This is a genomic window from Bacteroidota bacterium (genome assembly GCA_039111535.1).
Lineage (GTDB): Bacteria > Bacteroidota > Rhodothermia > Rhodothermales > JAHQVL01 > JBCCIM01.
Genome location: JBCCIM010000286.1, coordinates 1 through 5,800, shown reverse-complemented (window position 1 = coordinate 5,800; position 5,800 = coordinate 1). Strand labels below are relative to the sequence as shown.

The window sequence follows — 5,800 nt, the reverse complement described above, 5'->3', positions numbered from 1 at the left end:
CGTTTTGGGGCTCACGATGGGAAGTAAAGGCTATCGAGATAACTACCAAAGGGATTTATATCGGGGGATATTCTTCGTACGTCGGCGGGTTTCCCTCGAACTTTATTGGCTATTGGAGTTTTGACCTGGCGGATGTATCGGTTGAAGATGAGCAGCCACGGGGTGAGGTCTCAACGCTTACATCTCCGTTTCCCAATCCCGCCAATACCCATGTGTCATCGACCTTAACGCTGCCAAAATCGCAGATGGTGAACATAGCCATATACAACATCCTGGGGCAACAGATGGAAGTTTTAGTAGACGGGATGTATCCAGCAGGCACGCACACGATAAAATGGGATGCCAGTCAGGCGCCGGCCGGATTGTATTTCTTGAGAATCACCACGCCTGATCAAACGGCAGTGCAAAAGGTAGTTGTGGCAAGATAAGATGCCCATATCGAACGCCGTTTTAACATCCCCCATGTTCTCTGCAAATTGCTATTTGCAAAAAGACATCTTCGATTGAGGTATAATTCTTGAACCAATAAAATACGTGTGCATAAGCACGCTACGTGTATTAAGTTTGTAGCCCGCTCATAAAAGCATAGCGTCAATTACGGTTCATGTCTACTAGTCTCAGCGATAAAGAGTTGTTCGAGCTTGTGCAGGGCGGGGATGAGTCGGCATTTCGGGTTTTGTTCGATCGCTATTACGGAATGCTCTATCGATTTTTCTGTTACCGCGGCATGGATGAAGCAGGGGCAGAAGATATGGCGCAAGATGTGTTTGTAAAGGTATGGTCCAATCGCCACCGGATCCGCGTCGACAAGTCTATCAAGGCCTACCTGTTTACGGTTGCCGGCAACGAGATCAACATGCATCTCCGGAAAAAGAAGGTGCGGGATGCCCATGCAAAAGAAGAGAAAGCTTCCTCAATCTCGTATGCGCTCCCCATAACTGATTTTGATACCCGGGCTGCCATTGATGCTGCAATCCAGGCTTTGCCAGAAAATCAGCGCCACGTATTTGTGCTCCACCGATATGATCAGCTGACCTACAGAGAGATTGCGCAGTTGCAGCAAGTATCCATTAAAACAGTGGAAAGCAGAATGAGCAAGGCGTTAAAGCGCCTGAAGCATGCCCTCCAATATCTCAGAACACTCATCTTAATCCTTTTTTGCTGATATGATAGGTGATTCTGAAACTTGCGCATTTATAATACCGGGCGGGGTATGCTGTCCTGCACGCCGGCTTTTTTGCTGGCTGCCGGGATTACATAGTTTAATTGTGTCCTGTTTGATTGTGCTGTTGTTTTCATTAGTACCGCAAATGGTGTGGGCGCAAGGCATGGTAAAAAGTGAGCCTTTAAGTATATCGTTTGACGAAGTCACCCTGGTTGATGCATTTCGCAAGGTTGAGCAGGCAGCCGGCGTGAGCATTGCGTTTAGTGATCCGGCGCTCTACGAAGCCCAGGTTACGGCTTCGTTTGAAGCGACCGGCATCCAGGATCTGCTCAATGCGTTGATCCGGGACTTTCCTATGCGCGTACACAAGGTTGCAGCGCGCCAGTTTGTAGTGATTAAAGTTGAACGGAAAGCAGATGAAACGCCGTCACTGCGGGCTGTGCCAGGGCGGGTGCAGGATGCGGAACGCGGATTTGCCCTTGCTGGCGCTACCATTTATCTGAAGCAGCAGCGATTGGGACAAATCTCCGATCATGCTGGTACTTTTACCCTGAATCCTGAGTGGCTTCGCGCGCTACAAAAAGATACCCTGGTGGTTCAATACGTCGGTTATTATCCCGTGCTTATTCCGGGTGATGATATTGGAACCGATCAGCAAATGCATGTACAGTTGGCACAGACCCCTATCAATTTGGCGGAAGTGAGTGTTGTAGCCAGCCGTTTGCAGGCTGAAATTGGCCAGCCGGCTGCGAGTGCGTATAAAATGATTCCCAGCAACCTGCAATGGGTGCCGAGTGCAACTGACGATCGGATGATCCGGGCGTTACAGTTGCTGCCTGGCGTGAGTGGCGGTAACGACGGTCGGGCACAGCTTATGATTCGCGGAGGGACGCCGTATCAGCATCTTGTCAGGTTAAACGGCATCAATTTATACCATACCCACCACTTTTTTGGGTTTACCAGCGCGTTGCCTGAGTCTGTTATAGGAGACGTGGACCTGTTCAAAGGCGCTTACCCGGCCATGTATGGCGGGCGTACGAGTGGGATTCTGGATATGGGAAGTACGCAGCCTTCTAATGAATTTGAAGCAACTGCCAACCTGACCAGCCTGCACACAGGCCTGCACGTGAACGTACCGTTTTCATCACAGGGCGCCGTACAGATTATTGGTCGCCAGTCGTTTGCTAATCTGATTCAAACGCCTTTTTATAGGCGATTCCTTGGGGCGTCTCTTGGGCAATTTAGCGAAGAGGGGGGCGTGACAGAAGCAGATGCGTCTCCCAACCGGCTTACGTACCAGGATCTCTTTATGCATGCAACACAGGGGATAGGGAGAGGCACAAGCATCGACGCTACGTTTTATCTAAGCAACGACGAAGTGAACTACTTCTTCTCGGGTATAGAGACGATTGATATGGAGGATATAGACGAAGAGAATGACCCCGAGAATGACACCGATAATGAAAGTGAAAGCGGGAATGACGAAATAACAATTCGTTTTGACGAACAAGAAGGGACGGAGATTATTACCACTGGAGCTTCTAGCCGGCTGACGCATGCCTGGTCAAATACACAACGCACAACGCTGGAATGGGCAACAACGCGGTTTGAAAATGCCTTTTTCTATGCCTCGCAACCCCAACCTTTTATTGCCTCAGAAGCGTTTGATGAACGCGTTACCAACCGGCTAAACGACCTGGAATTCAGGGCTAACCATCAACGCACGTATGGATCTGGCAGCACGGTACATGCCGGCCTGTGGTATCAGCAGTTAAAAGTAGGATTTAGCCTGGCGTCGCTCGACGGAGAACGCGAATTTGAAGAGCAGAAAGCTGTTACCAAGGGAGGCTACCTGCAGCATGAATGGCGCTCCGAACGCCGGCTCAATGTCCATACAGGCTTGCGGCTGTCTCACTATTCCCTTACCGATGTATTCTACGTTGAGCCCCGGGCCTCGCTTGAGTATAAGGTGCTGCAACACCTGATCTTAAAAGGGGCGTGGGGCATCAATCATCAGTTTATGGATCGATTGGACCAGCTCGACTTTTTGCGTGCAAATGCACAATTCTGGATTCTGTCTGAAGAAGAGAATCCGCCGGCGCGGGCAAACCAGTACATCGCAGGCTTCAGGTATGAGAATTTTGATCATGCGCTTGACGTAGAAGTATATCGCTATAACCTGTCCTCAATATATGAATACCTCCCCAACCTATCTGGTAACCCGGAATTGAGTGAAAACGAAATCCTCGATGCCCGCGGGCAACAGGAAGGCCTGGATGTGCACTTCATGAAAAAAAGCGGGCCCTTTCAGGGATGGCTGAGCTATTCATTTACCCGCTCCGAGCGCCAGTCAGAAGAGATCCGCGAGGGCGGCTGGTATCCTACCAACCAGGACCATCGACACAAAACAGCGCTTGCGCTTGTGTATGGCAACGGTCCCTGGCAAATCAGTGCAAACTGGCGTTATGGTTCAGGGACACCGTATACGGTTGTTTTCGAAGAACGCGTACCGGAATTTCAAGAAGAAGAACTTACGTTTGATGAGATCCTGGTTTCGGGCCCTGCCAATGGAGAGCGGTTGGCTTCGCTGCATCGATTGGACCTTTCTGTGCAGCGTACGATGTTGTTGCGTCGTACTTTACTTGAAGCCGGCGTTACGTTTTATAATGTATACAACCATCGCAATGTATGGCGGCGCAATTACAGGGGAGATACGCCACCGGCGCTGGCGATCAATTATCTGACCCCCGGGTTTACGCCGGCGTTTAATCTAAAAATGTCTTTCCGGTAATGGCTGACGAACAAGCAACATATGACCTACTGATGCTCAAGAAAATTGAGGGTCAATTGGACGTAGAGGAGCAGCTGTTACTCGACCGTTGGCTCGATGCATCGCCCGAGAACCGTGCGCAGTACGAGCAATTGTATGAGGCCTGGTCGCTCAGTAGTGCAACAAGTCCACCACCAGAGCCCGACTATGAGGCAGGTTGGGCGCATGTAGCAGCACGCATAAGGCAGCGGCCGGAAGATCGGCCGGCTGTAAAACGGCAGACTTCACGCGCGATGCGGTTAGGCCGGATTGTTTTCCCCCTTGTGCTCCTGCTCCTCGCATTATTCTGGTACCTGCGGCCAACATCGCCTGTGATGGAGCAATTGATTGCTGATCGAGGCGAAACGACTTCAATTGTGTTGGCAGACCAATCGGTTGTGCAACTGAATAGCGGGAGCCGGCTTGTGTACCCTGAGGCATTCGACGGCAATGAGCGGCGTGTTGTATTGGAAGGGGAAGCATTTTTTGAGGTACAGCCAGGCAGTTTGCCATTTGTGGTGGAAAGCAACAATGCGGAAGTCACGGTATTGGGTACCCGATTCAATGTGAACACCTGGCATGCACAAACCCAGGTCACTGTGCAAGAAGGCCGCGTACGGTTAAGCGCAACGGATGCTTCCGGGGTTAGTGTAGAGTTGGCTGCTTCGGAGGGGGCAGTAGTAAGGGCTGCCAATGCGTTGAGCCGGCTCGATTCTCTTAATTCTGCTGGCGCCTTTAACTGGATGGAAGGGGTGATCTCATTCCATCAAATGCCGTTATGGCAAGTCGTAGAAGCTGTAGAACGCGCGTTCGATAGAGACATTACACTTGATCCGGGTATCGCTGATACACCCATTGGCGGCAGCATACGCACCGATGCGCTCGATGAGGCGCTTGAGACGATTTGTCTGCTTGTCTCATGCAGCGTGATTGAAGAGGAAGGAGAGATCATACTGAAGTAGAAGGGAATTTTCGATTTTCGATTGCCGATTTTCGATTGGTCTTTTTTTAGGTCTCAGGAGACCCCAGGAAATTCAATCGGCATTCGAAAATCGAAAATAACTAAAAGCGGTCGCTTTCTCGTTGAGGAAGCGGCCGCTTTTGGTTTATCCCACTTTTTTTTGAAAACGTCATAGGGTATCTGCCGGGTCATGCATTCCTGCTATTGATCACGGCTGATTTTTCGACCTGCAATTCATAATAGCGCAAGAAAAACAGCTGCAGATGATTTGCACACGAACCCTGCATCATTGCTCGTGCCGGGTTCACAACCCTTCTTTTTCTATGATGACAAAAGCTCGTTCTCGCCCTGAAGGCAATACACGGAGGTGGAAGGCAGGAAGCCGCCACCCCCAAACCCAGGTAGTCGGTTATACACAGCCTATGCCGGTACTGCAACCGCTGGCTGTACAAACAACCCTTGATACAAATACAGATCCGCTTACAGCATCGCAGGCACGGCATCTACTGCGGCGAACACAGTTTGGCGCTACACCAGCACAGATACAGGCACTGGTTGGTCGGCCGGCCAACCAGGTTGTCGATGAACTCATGCTTGCAGCCCGAAACACGCCGTTGCCTCCAAATCCTTCCTGGTATAATACCTTTCCGACGGAAGGCAACGAAGAAACGTATGGTGAACTCAGCTTTCTGTGGTTCGAGACCGAGCTCATGCCCATGAGCTTTGTGCAACTATCCAATAATGCGTTCGCTGAAAAAATGATGATGTTCTGGCAGAATCATTTTGTCACACAATTTTTCGACAACCTGGAAATTTCACCGTTAACTTTGCGGTATGTCAATTTGCTGCGTACCCATAGTTTTGG

Annotated in this window: 5 protein-coding genes; all 5 read left to right on the top strand. The window is 50.3% G+C overall.

The window, feature by feature from the left end; translation table 11 throughout:
- Positions 1-428: T9SS type A sorting domain-containing protein (locus tag AAF564_25555; protein ID MEM8488937.1), on the top strand; the 428-nt coding region annotated here is incomplete at its 5' end.
- Positions 429-604: 176 nt separating this feature from the next.
- Positions 605-1,165 (top strand): RNA polymerase sigma-70 factor, encoded by a 561-nt coding sequence (locus AAF564_25550; GenBank protein ID MEM8488936.1) that lies wholly within the window; start codon positions 605-607, stop codon positions 1,163-1,165.
- 145 nt (positions 1,166-1,310) lie between these two features.
- Positions 1,311-3,956 (top strand): TonB-dependent receptor, encoded by a 2,646-nt coding sequence (locus tag AAF564_25545; protein ID MEM8488935.1) that lies wholly within the window; start codon positions 1,311-1,313, stop codon positions 3,954-3,956.
- Entirely contained in the window at positions 3,956-4,936 is a 981-nt protein-coding gene (locus tag AAF564_25540) for a FecR domain-containing protein (GenBank protein ID MEM8488934.1), read from the top strand. Before AAF564_25545 ends, AAF564_25540 begins: the two co-directional genes overlap by 1 nt.
- A 322-nt stretch (positions 4,937-5,258) precedes the next feature.
- Positions 5,259-5,800 (top strand): DUF1800 family protein (locus AAF564_25535; protein ID MEM8488933.1); only part of this gene is annotated, 542 nt, incomplete at its 3' end.

What these genes read in the sequence shown, in the direction of transcription:
- AAF564_25550 (MEM8488936.1), top strand. Translation starts at nt 605, where the DNA reads ATGTCTACTAGTCTCAGCGATAAAGAGTTGTTCGAGCTTGTGCAGGGC.
- AAF564_25545 (MEM8488935.1), top strand. Translation starts at nt 1,311, where the DNA reads ATGGTGTGGGCGCAAGGCATGGTAAAAAGTGAGCCTTTAAGTATATCG.
- AAF564_25540 (MEM8488934.1), top strand. Translation starts at nt 3,956, where the DNA reads ATGGCTGACGAACAAGCAACATATGACCTACTGATGCTCAAGAAAATT.